Here is a 14077-nt window from a genome sequence, read left to right on the forward strand (position 1 = left end):
AAGTCCGTAGCGGCCGCGGTAGGGGTATCTCTTCATCGGACTCAGTTACTACGGACTGTGTTGGCGCCCAGGCCGGCGACGACGGCGGCGATGTTGTAACCAGTGGTGCGGGGCAGGTTGTTGCTGCCCTGCCGGGGATACTCGCTATGGCCGTGTGCGCCTTCCAGGTTGAGGGTGCCACCGTGGCCGTCGGGCACCGTGGCTGGGCCGGTGCCCAGGTGGGTGAAGTTAGGGTTCGTTGCCGGGTTGGGGCCGAACTGGCCAGCGCCAGTTGCTTCTGCGCCATCCAGGGCGCCTTCTGCGATCACGTTGAACGGGAACGGCAGCAAAGACGCGCCAGCATGAGCGACAGGTGGAGCGTCATACACGCGTTGTATGGGGTCGTCCGGGGTTTCCATGGCGTAGACGTGTCCGGGCTGAACGTGGAGTTGTTGAGGAGTGGAGGCTTCGATGCCGGGCGAGCCGTAAAAGAGGGCGTCGGTGACACCGTGATTCCCGGGCTCTTGCAGGGCTAGCCCGGTGGTGAGTGAACCGTAGGAGTGACCGATCGCGGTCAAATGCGCGGGAGCGCCCTGGTGGGCCGCGCCCAGACCGTCGTAGAAACGGGCCAGATCGTGCGCGCCAGCTTTAGCTAAGTCGTCGTGGCTGACGTCCCACCCGCCCGAAATTGATTTGCCCAGATCGTCCCAGCCAGGCACCTGCGGTGTGTCATAACCAATCCACGCAATAGCCGAAACGCTGTCATGTTCGTGCCCGGGCGTGAAGCTTAGTTGCCGGAGCGCCTCCATTCTGAGGTGCGTTGCCTCGTCCACCATGCCGCCGATGCTGCCATGCACCGTCGTGTTGAGGCCTGGGGTAGTTACCGAAACATGGGTGGCTTTGTCGGGGTCACCGACGGCGACGGCGGCATGTGTCTGGCGTCCGGTATGGGTGTCCAGCAGCAGTAGTTTGCGGTCAGGGTTGCCTTTTACGGTTTTGTCAACTGCCTGTAGGTCAGCCAGGTTTTTGGCGCCGTTTCGGGCGGCATCGTATCGGCGTTGCCATGCTTCATAATCGAGACGATCTTGGAAGATTGCGCCCGGCTCATTGGGTTGGGGAATGTTTTTGCCTTGCGCCCAATCCGGATGCTGGGCTTGCAACGCATCGGCTTCCGTGGCGGCGGCCTGGGCCTGCGCCAATTCCTCGCCCAACGTCAGGCGGTTGTAGCGGTCGCGGTCCACAGCCGGCAACCCGTCATGGTTGCCGAGCGAATGGTCGTGCTGGTAAAGCCAATCTCGCTCTTGCGGCGTGAGCTTCTCCCACAAGTCATGAAGCTTATCCGGGTCGTCCGGCAACGGCTTGGACAGCGCGTCCTGAATCTCTGGACGATCATCATGCGGCGGGTTCTGGTCGTCGGGTTTCGCCGGGGATTCCGGCGCGTCGAGCGCTTGGATGCTCGCCGGGTCGAATCCATCGGTTCGCAGATTGGTTTGCGATCTCTGTAAGCAGTCCGAGTAACCACTGCGGATCGACTGCAGTTGGGCGAGGGTGTCCTTGGTGTCATCGATCGCTTGGTGTTCGAGGTCCGAGATGTGCTGATCGAGGACCTGTTGGTCGTGCGCCGACAGGTGACCGCTTCGTTCGAGTGCATAGGCCTCGCCGAGTTGCCTGTCGATGTCTTCGAGTTGACGCTCCAAGCCCGAAATAAGCACGCCGCAGGTTCGTTGCGCCTGGGCCAGAGTGGCGGCGACATTCTCCAGATCGACAGCGATCTCGGGTAATTGGGCCGCCTGTACGCGCAGCGAGGAGGTAATCCGCTGTACTTCGGCGGAGTCGTTGATCGGACGCTCACCGGATTCCCGGTTCCAGGCGGCCTCAAATCGGCGCCGCGCATCGGCGAACGCATTGCTGGACTCACTGGTGCACTGGCCCGCATTGTGAAAGGCCTGCGCCAAATCTGCAATCTGCGCCGGACGGCCGGTTTGGATGCTGTTGTTGACCGCCCAAGGATCTCCACCGGCCGCGGCGATCAGCTTGCCGAGACTTATATTTTGGAGTTGCATCGCACCGCTCGCAGTGTTGCGGCGTTGTGCTTCTCCATCTCGGTGAAATCAGCTGCGACTGCGCGGGCCTTTCCGCCGATGTCGGTCAGGGTCTCCCGGTGGGCTCTCAGTCTGGCCGTGTGGTGTGCGTGCGCTTCGGTGACCGCTTCACAAAACGTATGCGCAGCATCGAAGTCGCCGAACATCCCGCTTACGGGGGACATTCCCGCCAGGTGATTGACCCCGTCGTCGGCATGCTGGCCTGCCCGGTGGGAATCGTCGGCTCCCGAGTGCAGCAATCCGGTGTTGACGTACATCGCAACCCTTTCCCGAACTGTCGGTTAAGGCTACAACGTCGCGTTGGCCAGTCAATTCACCTGCGGACCACTACGTCACAGTCGGTGGCTGCGTGCCCCTGCCGGGTACAGGAGCAGCTGAGCACGCCGTTAGCGAGCGTCCGGATTGGTATAGATGCGGTCCGGCGCGATCAGTACGGCGGCTCGACGTTCCTCAGCCATCACCCGGTCGTAGGTGTCCCAATCGTCGTGGCTGCCGCCCGCGGCTTGAAAGATGTTGCGCAACAAGATCCGGAGGGCTTCGTCATCGACATCGGGGTGCGGGTCGTCCGGACCGATGATCTCGGCGTGGCCCTCGACGGTCGCCCACTGCCAGCCGGCGCGAGCGACAACCGTCACCCGCGAATCGACGCGCAGGTTGCGTAGCTTCTGTGAGCCGCCGATAGCCACCAGCCCGACGACGTCTGCGCTCGTCAACGGGTGCGGCAAGACGCCAGCGTTGACCACCGACGCCTGAATGCTGCGGTCGCTGCGCAAGGTGGCCAAAACACACAGCCCGCGGTCTTTGGACAACAGCTCAGCAAAAGCGGAAAGATCGGTCACGACGCCAGTGTCTCCCAGCGACAGACGCAAGCATCAGTTGGCCGGGATCGGGTCGAATCGAAACACCGCGATTCGGCCCGCTAGCGCCTCGACTTCCTCCGGAGTGCCGCGGGAGACCAAGCCGGCGCGTTTCAGGAAACCCACGCCGATCGGCACTTCGGCGGGAAACGCACGCAGCACTGGACGCGACTCCTCGGCATTCAACTCAACGACCTTGACTCGGCGCGATTTTCGGCCCCTGCTCAAAGTTCCGACTCCGGCGGCGCGGGCATTGTGTACCCAGTCGGCACCCGGATATCCAGCCACGGCGAACAGGTGGCCATCGAGCGTAAAGGGGGTCATCGGGGTGCTGCGCGGCAGACCGCTCTTGCGTCCCGGCAGCGTGAGGATCATCGGGGGTCCTGTCGGAATGCCGAGTTTTTGCAGCGTGATCATGAGCTTGTTGGCCGGTTTGAGCCAGCGTGGGGGCTTCGGGTTAGCCACGGTATGCCTCGCTTAGCGTAGGTGCGCCGACAACAGCCAGCCCGCCACCGATACCCGGCCGTCGGGTTCAACGCGGAAATCAGCGCCCATCAACGCCGACAAATCCATGGCGCCTTGCGGAGCGTTGGCGTACAAGCGCGCAGGCTTGATCTCGTCGACCACCCAGTACTTGGACACCGCGTCGTGCAATTCGTCGGCGGTCACTGCATTGGCCGGGCCAGCGGGCATCGCCGCTTTGTCGAAGACCAGCACGAAATATGAGGCTCCCGGCGCGGCGGCGCGGGCAATGGATTGCTGGTACCCCTCGCGGGCCTCCACCGGTATCGAGTGAAACAGCGTGCTGTCAACGACGGTGCCGAACCGCCCGTCGTATCCGGTGAACGAACTGATGTCAGCGACCTCGAAGCTGGCGTTGGTCAGGCCACGGTTGGCCGCCTCGCGGCGAGCCAAATCGATAGCGGTCGGTGAAAGGTCAAGTCCGACAGTGGTATACCGGCGTTCGGCAAGATACAGCGAGAGGGCGGCTTCGCCGCAGCCGACGTCGAGGACGTCACCGTGAAACTTGCCGGCGTCGACCAGGGCGGCCAGCTCGGGTTGCGGTTCGCCAAGGCACCACGGCGGCCGGCTGCCAGGCCCGAATTGTGCAGACTCGCCGCGGTAGGCCGATTCAAACTCGAAATCAAGAGGTTCAGTCATCGCTTCTGTATATCAACACACCTGATATATGTCAAGCATCTTGATATAGAGCCTCGACAGAGCGCGCACTGGCAACGGAGTAATGGGTGCGGCATGGTGGCTGGACTACACCAGCCAGGCCGCCGCATTCGGCGACAATTTGCCGTCGACCAACGACGCACTGGCCAACAGAAGCTCACCGTCGGGCAGCGTCAGCGGACGGTCGCCTGCATTCAGCGCACAAATCAGTCCCGCAGGACACCGGAAGATCAGCGCGTCTCGCGGCGTGGCCAGCCATTCGATGCGGCTGCCGTCGAATTCGACACGCGTGCGGCGTAATTCGATCGCGCGCCGGAATAACGACAGCGTCGAATCGGGATCGCTAAGCTGCTTTTCGACGGTCAGCGCCGCCCATTCCGGCGGCATCGGCAGCCAGGTGTCAGAGCACCTGGAAAACCCGAACGGCGGGCCCTCGCCGCTCCACGGTATCGGCACCCGGCAGCCGTCGCGTCCGCGCTCGGTATGCCCCGAGCGCTCCCAGGTCGGATCCTGCAGCACTTCGTCGGGCAGGTCCACGTCGGGCAGGCCCAGCTCCTGACCGTTGTAGAGAAAGGCGACGCCCGGCAGGGCGAGCATCACCATCGCCATGGCCCGCGCCCGCTGCAGTCCGATCGTCCCGCCGCCGTAGCGGGTGACCTCCCGCCCGACGTCGTGGTTGGCCAGTGTCCAGGTTGGAGGAGCGCCTGCGATCGCCGCGGCGGCCAGCGTGTTGTCGATTGCGTCGCGGACCTCGTCGGCATCGAAATCGGCCTTGGCCAACCGGAAGTTGAACCCGAGATGCAGCTCGTCGGGCCGCAGGTATTCGGCCCAGCGGGCGTTGTCATCCACCCAGATCTCGCCGATGGTGACCGCGCCAGGATAGTCGTTTACGACCGCGCGGATATGGCGGTGAATCGCATGCACATTGGGATGGTTGAACCGCGGATCGTCGTCCCGGTGGCGCAGCAGTCGGTTGCCCTTCGTCTTCATGTCCGGCAGGCCGGGGGGCTTGGCCATCCCATGCGCGACGTCGATGCGGAAGCCGTCCACGCCGCGTTCCAGCCAAAACCGCAGCGTCTTCTCGAGGTCGTCGAACACCTCGGGGTTGTCCCAATTCAGGTCCGGCTGCTCGGCGTCGAACAGGTGCAGGTACCACTGGCCCGGATTGCCGTCCGGCTCGACCACCCGGGTCCAGGCCGGTCCACCGAACACCGACTCCCAGTTGTTCGGCGGCGTCGATCCGCCGGGTCCACGGCCGTCGCGAAAGATGTAGCGATCCCGCGCAGCGCTGCCCGGCCCGCCCGCCAGCGCGGCCTGAAACCACGGATGTTGCGAGCTGGTGTGGTTGGGCACCAAATCCATGGTGATCTTGATCCCGCGCCGGTGCGCCTCGCCGATCAGGCGTTCGAGCGCGGCCAGCCCGCCGAACAGCGGGTCGACGTCACGCGGATCGGCAACGTCGTAGCCGTGGTCGGCCATCGGCGAGACGGTCACCGGGTTGAGCCAGATCGCGTCGACTCCCAGTGAACTCAGGTAGTTGAGGCGAGCCACCACTCCGTCCAGGTCGCCGACGCCGTCGCCATTGCTGTCGGCGAAGGACCGGGGATACACCTGGTAGAACACCGCATGCGACCACCACGCGCGGCCATCACCTCCGCCCATCAGAACGGGGAGTTGACCAGGGAGTGGGCCGCCATTTCCAGGTAGTCGAGCAATTCCTTGCGGTGCTCGTCGTCGAGGGTCTGTGAGTCGATGGAGGCGACGGCGGTGTGCATGCACCGCAGCCAGGCGTCGCGCTCGAGCGGGGAAATCCGAAACGGCATGTGGCGCATCCGCAGCCTGGGGTGGCCACGCCGTTCGGAGTAGGTTCGCGGGCCGCCCCAGTACTGCTCGAGGAACATCCGCAATCGTTCCTCGGCGCCGGAGAGGTCCTCTTCGGGATAGACCGGGCGCAGGATCTCGTCCTCGGCGACCAGCTCGTAAAAGCGTGACACGATCGCGTGAAAGGTTTCCGCGCCGCCGACGGCGTCGTAGAAGGACTGTTGCACCGGTTCCATCGCCTCCATTGTGGTCCATCGCCGGGGAGCCGAGCGCACGCGGGCGTGTCGGCCTGATCACCCCGCGCCACCCGATGTTCACCGATTGACCAGGGCACACACTCTGAATTGACGTGCGATCGAGGGCGAATCATGGTGGACTGTTCGGCGGAGGACCTATGGCGCAGCGCAAGAAACGCCGCAGCCACCGCAGTTGTGCGGCCGCGGCAGGGCTAACCGGGCCGGCGGCCGGTTCACGCCTGCGCAGCGTCGATGCCCATCCACCCAGTCCCCACGACGGCGCCTCTTTCTGGACGCGCCGTCGTGTGCTGTTGCTGAACTCCACTTACGAGCCGCTGACCGCGTTGCCGCTGCGCCGGGCGATCATCATGCTGATCTGCGGTAAGGCCGATGTCGTCCACGACGACCCGGCCGGGCCGGTCATCCACTCGGCGACAAGGTCGATCACCGCGCCGTCGGTGATCCGGTTGCGCTCGTACGTCCGGGTGCCATACCGGGCTCGCATCCCGCTGACCAGGGCCGCGCTGATGCACCGCGATCGGTTCTGTTGCGCCTATTGCGGGTCCAAGGCCGACACCGTCGACCACGTGGTGCCGCGTAGCCGCGGCGGTGACCACTCTTGGGAGAACTGTGTGGCTTGCTGCTCCACCTGCAACCACCGCAAGGGCGACAAGCTGCTCGACGAGCTTGGCTGGACGCTGCGCCTAGCGCCGACATCGCCGAAGGGACAGCACTGGCGACTGCTGTCGACGGTCAAAGAACTCGACCCGGCGTGGGCCCGATACCTGGGCGAGGGTGCTGCCTAGCCCCGCAGCATTGCCGAGCGTGTAGCGCGACGGGTGGAGCCGGGCAACCCCACGATGGGATACGGTTTGCGTCGTGAGCATGATGGAGATTCACCTGTACTTCGTGGGAATCCCGCTGTTGCTGGTGGTGGTGCTGGCGGCGCTGATCTGGTCACGCAGGGGACCGCATCCGGCGACGTACAAGTTGTCGGAGCCGTGGACGCATCCCCCGATCCTGTGGGCCGCCACCGACGAGGACGTCGGCGACCACCACGGACACGGCAACTCGGAGTTCAGCGTGGGAGGTGGCGCCAGTGGCAGCTGGTGAAGTCGCGACGATCGAACCCACCCAGCTGCCGAACGGTTGGGTCATCACCGCCAGCGGGCGAATCTCCGGGGTCACCGAGCCGGGCGACGTCTCGGTGCATTACCCGTTTCCGATCAAAGAACTTGTCACGCTTGACGACGCGCTGACCTACGGGTCGCGGGCAGCCAAGGCGCGGCTGGCCGTCTACATCGGCGATCTGGGCAGCGACACCGCAGCGCGGGCCCGCGAGATCCTGGCGAACGTTCCGACCCCCAACAACGCGGTCCTGGTCGCCGTTTCACCTGATCAGCACGCGATCGAGGTGGTCTACGGCGCGCAGGTGCGCGGCCGCGGCGCCGAATCGGCGGCACCATCCGCCGTGGCGGCCGCTGCGTCAGCGTTCCAAGAGGGCAACCTGATCGACGGGCTGGTCAGCGCGGTCCGGGTGCTCAGCGCCGGGATCACACCGGCCTAGTTGACCGCGTGGCCGCAAGCGGCCCCGCTCGTAGATCAGGCCGGCTCCGCGGCGTCGAACCGTTGGGCGTGTAGCGCGCGCTCCACCTCGGCGCGGCCTTCTAGCACCAGTCGGCGCAACGGTGGAGGCACGTCGGGGTCGGCCAGGAATTCATCGGCGGCGGCGAGCCCGTCGTCGCTAATGTCCCAGGACGGATACAGGCCGATTACCACCGTTTGCGCGACTTCACTTGACCGCCGGGCCCAGACCCCAGGGATGGCCGCGAAGTAGCGCGGGGTGAACGGCTTGAGCAACTCGCCCTGGCCGGGTGCTGTGATCCCCGCAATGATCGATCGCCCCACGACGTTGGGCAGTGTGTCGTCCTCGATCACCTTGGTCCAGGCGTCCTCCTTGACCCGCAGTTGCGGTCGCGCAGCCGAGGCTTTAGCGGCGTTGCGCTTGCCGGCCGCCGTGGGATCGCGCTGCACCTCGGTGTCGATGAAAGGGGTTTCCGGCCCGTCGGCATCGACGACGCCCGCGGCGGCCAGCGCGGTGACGATGCGCCACCGCAGATCGGTGTCCACCGCGAGACCCTTCAGCCCCAGTTCAGCCGGGTCGGTTTCCAGCAACTGCGACAACACCGCGGTGTGCCGCTCGGAGAGCACCGACGCGCACAGCGCGTTGACGTACGCCAGCTGGCGATCCGATCCGGGCTCGGCGGCGCGGGCCAACTCCAGCAGCCGGTCGTCGAATGCCGGCCAACCGTGCTCGCGAGCCCAGTCCGGCTCGGCATAGGAGCCCAGCGCGGTCTGCGCCTGTTGCAACAGCCGCTGAGCCACCCCGATCTCGGTTTCGGCCTGAACCCCGCCCGAGACCAGCGTCACGAAATCGCGGGCTTTTAATTCGGCGTCGCGGGTCATCTCCCACGCCGCCGACCACACCAGCGTGCGGGGCAGCGGCTCGGCGATATCGGCGATGCGCTCCAGCGCCGTCTGCAACGAGTGCTGGTCGAGCCGCAGCGAGCAGTAAGTCAGGTCGTCGTCGTTGACCAGCACCAACTTTCCACGCGAAACACCTTGCAGCGCTTGCACTTCCGTCGTCGGACCAGCGACATCAAGTTCTTCGCGGCGTACCCGCACCAGTTTTCCGCTTCCGTCGTCGTCGTAAATGCCAACCGCCAGCCGATGCACCCGCGTTTCACCGCCGCCGGGCTGGGCGCCACTCTGGAGGATCGCAAATCGGGTGAACCGGCCATCGGCGTCGACGTCGAAATCTGCCCGCAGCGTGTTCAGCCCGGTGGTTTTCAGCCACTGCTGACCCCAGTCGGAAAGGTCGCGGCCGGACGCCGTCTCCAGCGCCGCCAGCAGGTCGTCGAACGTTGCGTTGCTGAAGGCGTGCGTTTTGAAGTAGTCGCGCAGCCCGGCCATGAAGTTGTCGAGCCCGACGTAGGCCACCAGCTGTTTGAGCACGCTGGCCCCCTTGGCGTAGGTGATCCCGTCGAAGTTGACCTCGACCGCGGCCAGGTCGGGGATGTCGGCCGCCACGGGATGCGTCGAGGGCAGCTGATCCTGCCGGTAGGCCCACGACTTCTCGGCGTTGGCGAATGAGGTCCAGGCCTCGGTGAATTCGGTTGCCTCACTTTGGCACAGCACCGAGGCGAAGGTGGCGAACGACTCGTTGAGCCACAGATCGTCCCACCACCGCATCGTGACCAGATCACCGAACCACATGTGCGCCATCTCGTGCAGGACGGTCTCGGCGCGACGCTCGTAAGACGCCCGGGTGACCTTGCTGCGGAACACGTAGTCCTCGATGAAGGTCACCGCACCCGCGTTTTCCATTGCACCGGCGTTGAATTCGGGCACGAACAGCTGGTCGTACTTGCCGAAAGCGTAGGGCATGCCAAAGTGCTTGTGGTAGAAGCCGAACCCCTGCTTTGTCTGGGTGAACAGCCGCTCGGCGTCCATGTACTGGGCCAGTGTGGCCCGGCAGAAGATACCGAGCGGGATCTCGCCGTGCTCGTCGATGTAGGTATCGGTCCACTTCGCGTAGGGTCCGGCGATCAGTGCGACCAGGTAGGTGCTCATCCGCGGGGTGGTGGCAAACGTGTGCACACCGTCCTCGACGCTGAGAGGCGCCGCGTTGGAGATGACCTGCCAGTGCTCGGGTGCTCGCACCGACACGTCGAAGGCGGCCTTGATGTCGGGTTGGTCGAAGCAGGCGAACATGCGCTTGGCGTCGGCGGTTTCGAACTGCGAGTACAGGTACACCTCGTTGTCGACGGGGTCGACGAAACGGTGCAGGCCCTCGCCGGTGTTGGAGTAGCGGCAGTCGGCGTCGACCACGAGCTCGTTGTGCTCGGCCAAGCCGACCAGCGTGATCCCGGTCGACTCGTCATAGCCGGAAATGTCGAGCTCGCGGCCGTTGAGGGTGGCGCGGTGAACGGTGTCTGCGGCGATGTCGATGAAGGTGTCAGCACCGGGCAGCGCATCGAACGCCACCGTCGTCGTCGAACGGAAGGTGCGTTCGCCGGGCCCACCGTTGCCGTCGGTTAGATCGAGGCTGATGCGGTACGTGTCGACGGTGATCAGGGCGGCGCGTTCGACGGCTTGGTCACGGGTCAAATTGGGAAGTGCCACGGGTCTAAACCTAGCCGCCGGGAACACAGCGCCTGCGGCTACGGTTGTGCTGGACGGCTGTCCACCCCGTCGATGAGAGGATCTTGCATGCCCGAGAAGTCAGTTGCCGATTTCTGGTTCGACCCGCTGTGCCCTTGGGCCTGGATAACCTCACGCTGGATCCTCGAAGTGGAGAAGGTCCGTGACATCGAGACGAACTTTCACGTCATGAGCCTGGCGATTCTCAACGAGGGCCGCGACGACCTGCCGGAGAAGTACAAAGAGGGAATGCAAAAGGCGTGGGGCCCGGTTCGGGTGGCAATTGCCGCGGAACAGGCCCACGGCGCCGAAGTGCTCGCCCCGCTCTACACGGCGATGGGGATCCGCATCCACAACGAGGGCAACAAGGATCTCGACGACGTCATCAAGCAGTCGCTGGCCGAGGTCGGTTTGCCTGCCGAGTTGGCGAAGGCCGCTAACACCGACGCATACGACGAGGCACTGCGCAAAAGCCACCACGCGGGCATGGACGCGGTGGGCGACGACGTCGGCACACCGACCATCCACGTCAACGGGGTCGCGTTCTTCGGGCCGGTGCTGTCGAGGATTCCGCGCGGCGAGGAGGCCGGCAAGCTGTGGGACGCCTCGGTGACCTTCGCGTCGTACCCACATTTCTGGGAGCTGAAGCGGACCCGCACCGAGCCGCCGCAATTCGACTGAGCGCGGCGAGGCTTCCGGCACAATGTCGGGCATGCGCGTCTACCTCGGCTCTGACCACGCCGGCTACGACCTCAAGCAGCACATCATCGAACATCTGAAAAAATCCGGGCACGAGCCGATCGACTGCGGCGCATTCAGCTATCAAGCCGACGACGACTACCCGCCGTTTTGCATCGCCGCCGCCACCCGCACGGTGGCCGACCCCGATAGCCTGGGCATCGTGCTGGGAGGTTCCGGCAACGGCGAGCAGATCGCCGCCAACAAGGTGCCCGGCGCGCGCTGCGCACTGGCGTGGAGCGTAGAAACCGCGACGTTGGCCCGCGAGCACAACAATGCCCAGCTCATCGGCATCGGTGGCCGGATGCACACGGTGTCCGAAGCGCTCGCGATCGTCGACGCGTTCCTGACCGCGCAGTGGTCGAAAGCCGAACGCCACCAACGTCGTATCGACATTCTCGACGAGTACGAACGCACCCATGAGGCGCCGCCGGTGCCTGGCGCGAAACCCTCGACGGCTGGTTGACCATGCCCGAAGGGCATACCTTGCACCGGCTGGCCCGGCTGCATCAACGGCGCTTCGGCGGTGCGCCGGTGGCCGTGTCCAGCCCGCAGGGCCGCTTCGCCGCAGCGGCGTCCGCCGTGGACGGGCTGGTACTACGGCGCACCAGCGTTTGGGGCAAGCACCTGTTCCACCACTACGTCGACGGTCCAACGGTGCATGTCCATCTCGGTTTGTACGGTCACTTCACGGAATGGCCCCGTCGGCCCGGACTCGCCATCCCGCCACCGGTGGGGCAGGTGCGGATGCGGATGGTGGGGGTCGAATACGGCACCGACTTGCGCGGCCCGACCGTGTGCCAACTGCTCGACGACGCCCAGGTGGCCGACGTGGTGTCGCGGCTTGGCCCCGACCCGCTGCGCCGCGATGCCGACCCGGCCTGGGCATGGACGCGGATCGCCAAGTCCCGCAGGCCTATCGGCGCACTGCTGATGGACCAAACGGTGATTGCCGGCGTCGGCAACGTGTACCGCAACGAACTACCCTTTCGCCACGGCATCAACCCGCACCGGCCCGGCCGGACGATCACCGACGCCGAATTCGACACGGCCTGGCGGGATCTGGTGACGCTGATGAAGATTGGTCTACGCCGTGGCCAGATCATCGTAGTACGTCCAGAACATGACTGCGGCGCACCGTCATACCTGCCTGACCGTCCCCGCACCTATGTGTACCGCCGTGCCGGAGAGCCATGCCGGATCTGCTCGACGACCATCGTCACCGCCGAGTTGGAGGGCCGCAATGTGTTTTGGTGTCCGACGTGTCAGCGATGAATCCGCTGGCCGCCAACTGTTAATTCCTAGCGTATTGCCAGCAAGTTGTCAGGAAGTTGTTCAGTAATATCGTGCGGCCCAATGACTTTGGTCCTACGTCACTATGGTATGAATGAAATGTGAAGAAATACATGCGTTTTACCGCAACGACAGTCATAGTCACCGCTGGCTTAGGACTGGCTGGATTGGGCGCAGCATCTGTTGCTCAGGCCCGGCCTGGACCCTTGCCGGATTATCACTGGTGCCCGGGCCAATTCTGGGATCCAGGTTGGGGTCCTAACTGGGACTGGGATGACTGCCACGACGATCACCATCGCGACATCGACGGGCCCGACCACGCCCGCGACTACTGGGGCGGGCCGGTAGACGATCGGGGACCCGATGCTCGTGGACCTGCCGACTGGCACCCTGGCCCGGGCAGACCTGACGACCACGGACCTGGCCCCGGGCGCTAGCAACTCTTAACCCCGCTTGACGCCCACCGCCGCATAGACCTCGTCACTCAACGCCACACTGCGGGGGTCGGCGTTGGCCTTGGTGGCGTCGTAGCGATTCATCACATAGGCGTAGCCGATCCGGTGCTCAAGGTCGACGAACGCGAACGACCCGCCTAGGCCGCCGTGCCCGAAAATCCCCGGGTTGGGTCCATTGAGGCAGCGCTGGTTGAGCATGTAGCCAAGACCCCACCCGTGGTCGGCGACTCGGGGACCTAGCACCAGGTCGGTCTCGAAGCCGCCCTGACATACCCGCACCAGTTCCATGTGGCGGCGGGTGAGCAGCTTCTCTTGGGCCAGCGCGTTGTAGAACGTCGCCATGCCCAACGCCGACACCTGGGCGTTGTTGGCCGGAAACTCTAGCTGTCGCCAGAGCGTGAGGTCATTCGAGCCCAGCTCGTCGTCGGGCACGAACCCCATCCCGACGGCCAGCCCAGCCTTGGGGTGCTCGGCGAGCGTCACCGGGCAGGCGGGCGCCTGCGCTGAGGCCAACATCTCGCGGATGTGTGGCTTGTCCACCAAATCCGCGCAGCGGTGATGTTCGGTGGCGGGCAAGCCGATGTGGACGTCGATACCCAGCGGTTCGGCGATCTCACTGCGCAGGTACTGGCCGATGGTGGTGCCGGTGACCCGGCGAAACACCTCGCCGAGGATGAAGCCGAAGGTGAACATGTGGTAGCCCTGCGCGGTGTTGGGTTTCCACCACGGCTCGGCGGCGGCCAGCCGGTCGCACACCAGATCCCAGTCAGCCATCTGCTGCCAGGGCACCGGCTTGCGCGGACCGATCACCCCCGAGCGGTGGTTCATCACCATCGCCACCGTGATGTCTTTCTTGCCTGCCCGGCCGAATTCCGGCCAATAGCGGGAGACAGGCGCGTGCAGGTCGATCTCACCGCGCTCGGCCAGCCGATGCACACAGGTGCTCGTCAGGCCTTTGGTCCCGGACAACACCGTGGCCAGCGTGTCCTCGCGCCACGGCCGGGTGCCGGCGGCGTCAGCCGAGCCGCCCCACAGATTGACGACCAGATCGCCGTCCACCCAGACCGCGACCGCGGCGCCGACTTCACGTCGCAACGCAAAATTCTGCTCGAACGCATCGCGCACCCGCTCGAAGGCCGGTGCGCACGTTCCCCGAATGTCGACGTCGCCCATCTGCTTGATCGACGTCCTCCTAGCTTCATCGGCTATGCAGA

Annotated in this window: 15 protein-coding genes; 6 read left to right on the forward strand and 9 right to left on the reverse strand. The window is 65.1% G+C overall.

Annotated features, from left to right (window positions below; translation table 11 throughout):
- Nucleotides 1–41: 41 nt before the first annotated feature.
- The 7 genes from MYXE_RS08610 to MYXE_RS08640 all read right to left on the reverse strand — a co-directional run bounded on the left by MYXE_RS08610 (nt 42) and on the right by MYXE_RS08640 (nt 6165).
- Complete coding sequence (locus tag MYXE_RS08610) at nt 42–2042, reverse strand: putative alpha/beta hydrolase (RefSeq protein ID WP_085193554.1); 2001 nt, start codon at nt 2040–2042, stop codon at nt 42–44.
- Nucleotides 2024–2338 carry a DUF2563 family protein gene (locus MYXE_RS08615; protein WP_085193552.1) on the reverse strand — a complete coding sequence of 105 codons (315 nt, stop codon included), beginning with the start codon at nt 2336–2338 and terminating at the stop codon, nt 2024–2026. The genes MYXE_RS08610 and MYXE_RS08615 overlap by 19 nt, the downstream gene beginning before the upstream one ends.
- A 129-nt stretch (nt 2339–2467) precedes the next feature.
- The gene (locus MYXE_RS08620) at nt 2468–2920 is read right to left on the reverse strand and encodes a TIGR03618 family F420-dependent PPOX class oxidoreductase (protein ID WP_039890171.1); all 453 of its coding nucleotides are present in this window, start codon (nt 2918–2920) and stop codon (nt 2468–2470) included.
- 33 nt (nt 2921–2953) lie between these two features.
- Nucleotides 2954–3403 carry a nitroreductase family deazaflavin-dependent oxidoreductase gene (locus MYXE_RS08625; protein WP_112650287.1) on the reverse strand — a complete coding sequence of 150 codons (450 nt, stop codon included), beginning with the start codon at nt 3401–3403 and terminating at the stop codon, nt 2954–2956.
- 12 nt (nt 3404–3415) lie between these two features.
- Nucleotides 3416–4099, reverse strand: a complete 684-nt coding sequence (locus tag MYXE_RS08630; RefSeq protein ID WP_003921020.1) for a class I SAM-dependent methyltransferase — start codon at nt 4097–4099, stop codon at nt 3416–3418.
- A 105-nt stretch (nt 4100–4204) separates the two neighbouring features.
- The gene (locus tag MYXE_RS08635; RefSeq protein WP_085193550.1) at nt 4205–5779 is read right to left on the reverse strand and encodes a glycoside hydrolase family 13 protein; all 1575 of its coding nucleotides are present in this window, start codon (nt 5777–5779) and stop codon (nt 4205–4207) included.
- Complete coding sequence (locus tag MYXE_RS08640; RefSeq protein ID WP_161552161.1) at nt 5779–6165, reverse strand: globin; 387 nt, start codon at nt 6163–6165, stop codon at nt 5779–5781. The genes MYXE_RS08635 and MYXE_RS08640 overlap by 1 nt, the downstream gene beginning before the upstream one ends.
- Nucleotides 6166–6332: 167 nt before the next feature.
- Here MYXE_RS08640 and MYXE_RS08645 point away from each other — a divergent pair, with 167 nt between their 5' ends.
- The 3 genes from MYXE_RS08645 to MYXE_RS08655 all read left to right on the forward strand — a co-directional run bounded on the left by MYXE_RS08645 (nt 6333) and on the right by MYXE_RS08655 (nt 7741).
- Nucleotides 6333–6980, forward strand: coding sequence for an HNH endonuclease (locus MYXE_RS08645; RefSeq protein ID WP_003921023.1), 648 nt, complete (start codon nt 6333–6335; stop codon nt 6978–6980).
- Between the two features lie 82 nt (nt 6981–7062).
- Nucleotides 7063–7287 carry an aa3-type cytochrome oxidase subunit CtaJ gene (gene ctaJ / locus MYXE_RS08650; RefSeq protein WP_039890227.1) on the forward strand — a complete coding sequence of 75 codons (225 nt, stop codon included), beginning with the start codon at nt 7063–7065 and terminating at the stop codon, nt 7285–7287.
- Nucleotides 7274–7741, forward strand: coding sequence for a DUF5130 domain-containing protein (locus MYXE_RS08655; protein ID WP_085193548.1), 468 nt, complete (start codon nt 7274–7276; stop codon nt 7739–7741). The genes ctaJ and MYXE_RS08655 overlap by 14 nt, the downstream gene beginning before the upstream one ends.
- A gap of 35 nt (nt 7742–7776) precedes the next feature.
- Here MYXE_RS08655 and pepN read toward each other — a convergent pair whose 3' ends face one another.
- Nucleotides 7777–10359: an aminopeptidase N gene (gene pepN, locus MYXE_RS08660; RefSeq protein WP_085193546.1), complete on the reverse strand. Its 2583-nt coding sequence runs from the start codon at nt 10357–10359 to the stop codon at nt 7777–7779.
- A gap of 87 nt (nt 10360–10446) precedes the next feature.
- On the opposite strand from pepN, the gene MYXE_RS08665 reads away from it, so the two are divergent.
- Genes MYXE_RS08665 through MYXE_RS08675 form a run of 3 tightly spaced genes read left to right on the forward strand, consistent with a single transcriptional unit; the run spans nt 10447 to nt 12390 of the window.
- A complete protein-coding gene (locus MYXE_RS08665; RefSeq protein WP_003921027.1) occupies nt 10447–11058 on the forward strand; it encodes an Rv2466c family mycothiol-dependent reductase in 612 nt (203 codons plus the stop codon).
- Between the two features lie 31 nt (nt 11059–11089).
- Nucleotides 11090–11581, forward strand: a complete 492-nt coding sequence (locus tag MYXE_RS08670) for a ribose-5-phosphate isomerase (RefSeq protein ID WP_003921028.1) — start codon at nt 11090–11092, stop codon at nt 11579–11581.
- Between the two features lie 2 nt (nt 11582–11583).
- A complete protein-coding gene (locus MYXE_RS08675; protein WP_085193545.1) occupies nt 11584–12390 on the forward strand; it encodes an Fpg/Nei family DNA glycosylase in 807 nt (268 codons plus the stop codon).
- A 461-nt stretch (nt 12391–12851) separates the two neighbouring features.
- Here MYXE_RS08675 and MYXE_RS08680 read toward each other — a convergent pair whose 3' ends face one another.
- The gene (locus tag MYXE_RS08680) at nt 12852–14036 is read right to left on the reverse strand and encodes a serine hydrolase domain-containing protein (protein ID WP_003921030.1); all 1185 of its coding nucleotides are present in this window, start codon (nt 14034–14036) and stop codon (nt 12852–12854) included.
- Nucleotides 14037–14077 lie beyond the last annotated feature (41 nt).

The organism is Mycobacterium xenopi (assembly GCF_009936235.1).
In the GTDB taxonomy this organism is placed as follows: Bacteria; Actinomycetota; Actinomycetes; order Mycobacteriales; family Mycobacteriaceae; genus Mycobacterium; species Mycobacterium xenopi.

Coding starts and splice junctions, on each gene's coding strand:
- MYXE_RS08610 (WP_085193554.1), bottom strand. CDS start 2,042: ATGCAACTCCAAAATATAAGTCTCGGCAAGCTGATCGCCGCGGCCGGT.
- MYXE_RS08615 (WP_085193552.1), bottom strand. CDS start 2,338: ATGTACGTCAACACCGGATTGCTGCACTCGGGAGCCGACGATTCCCAC.
- MYXE_RS08630 (WP_003921020.1), bottom strand. CDS start 4,099: ATGACTGAACCTCTTGATTTCGAGTTTGAATCGGCCTACCGCGGCGAG.
- MYXE_RS08635 (WP_085193550.1), bottom strand. CDS start 5,779: ATGGGCGGAGGTGATGGCCGCGCGTGGTGGTCGCATGCGGTGTTCTAC.
- MYXE_RS08645 (WP_003921023.1), top strand. CDS start 6,333: ATGGCGCAGCGCAAGAAACGCCGCAGCCACCGCAGTTGTGCGGCCGCG.
- ctaJ (WP_039890227.1), top strand. CDS start 7,063: ATGGAGATTCACCTGTACTTCGTGGGAATCCCGCTGTTGCTGGTGGTG.
- MYXE_RS08665 (WP_003921027.1), top strand. CDS start 10,447: ATGCCCGAGAAGTCAGTTGCCGATTTCTGGTTCGACCCGCTGTGCCCT.
- MYXE_RS08670 (WP_003921028.1), top strand. CDS start 11,090: ATGCGCGTCTACCTCGGCTCTGACCACGCCGGCTACGACCTCAAGCAG.
- MYXE_RS08675 (WP_085193545.1), top strand. CDS start 11,584: ATGCCCGAAGGGCATACCTTGCACCGGCTGGCCCGGCTGCATCAACGG.
- MYXE_RS08680 (WP_003921030.1), bottom strand. CDS start 14,036: ATGGGCGACGTCGACATTCGGGGAACGTGCGCACCGGCCTTCGAGCGG.